Below are 828 nucleotides of genomic sequence, written 5' to 3' on the forward strand. Positions count from 1 at the left end.
ATCGTACTGGTCGTAGTCGTGGTTTTGGAGCTGGCGGGCCGTTTTGCCAGTACAGTCGATCCCGTGCTGGGCCAGCTTCCGCCGGGCGGGAGGATACACAGGATTGCCGATCTCCTCCCGGCTGGTAGCCGCTGATTCGATGTGGAATTCCTGCTCCAATCCCGCCTTTTTCACCAAGTTTTTCATCACAAACTCGGCCATTGGGCTTCTGCAAATATTTCCATGACACACAAAAAGTATCCTTGTCATCCTGTTTCTCGCACTCCTGAACCGTTTCTTCCCGATCAGTATAGCACATTCCCTCGGCATCGTCGAGGGCAGATTCCAGATGTGCGGAGGCACGGATCTGATCATTCAGTTTCTTCTTGGACCAGCTGAACTGCTCTGCCGCCCGCAGATACCAGGTGCGTTCTTCCATTGTCAGCTCTGCCTCTAGAATGACTACATTCTGTGTCCAGCTAATCCGCATGGCCTGCTTTGCCAGTTTGGGATTATTTTCGTAAGTGCGGAAGAACTCCCTCATCCGGCGCAGGTTACGGGGGGAGAAACCCGTGGCGTCCGGGTATGTGGCCTGCAGATACTCTGAAGCAGCCACTGCTGCCCCCTTTTCCGATCTGGCACAGATAACTCGTCCCATCTCGAAGTATAGCTCTACCTGTGGCAGGGCTGTTTCCATGAGCTGATCCAGTACAGCATACATGGCACTGTAATCTGTAGGCTTTCGGATGTTCATGGCCTTCTCCTTTCCGACGCCGTGCGCCTGCTGTCTCCAGTAAACTGAAACGGGAACGCACCTTATGTGATGCGTTCCCGTTTCGGCTCACTCCA

Annotated in this window: 1 protein-coding gene and 1 pseudogene; both read right to left on the reverse strand. The window is 53.9% G+C overall.

Annotated elements, in window-relative coordinates; all coding sequences use genetic code 11:
• On the reverse strand, positions 1–249 hold a 249-nt coding region (locus H6B31_RS16720), incomplete at its 3' end, for a low molecular weight protein-tyrosine-phosphatase (RefSeq protein WP_204899530.1).
• 139 nt (positions 250–388) lie between these two features.
• Positions 389–733 (reverse strand): annotated as a pseudogene (locus H6B31_RS17410) (DUF1016 N-terminal domain-containing protein); the annotation flags it as partial.
• Positions 734–828 lie beyond the last annotated feature (95 nt).

Origin of the sequence: Pseudoflavonifractor capillosus (genome assembly GCF_016899775.1) — a bacterium.
Taxonomy (GTDB): Bacteria; Bacillota; Clostridia; order Oscillospirales; family Oscillospiraceae; genus Lawsonibacter.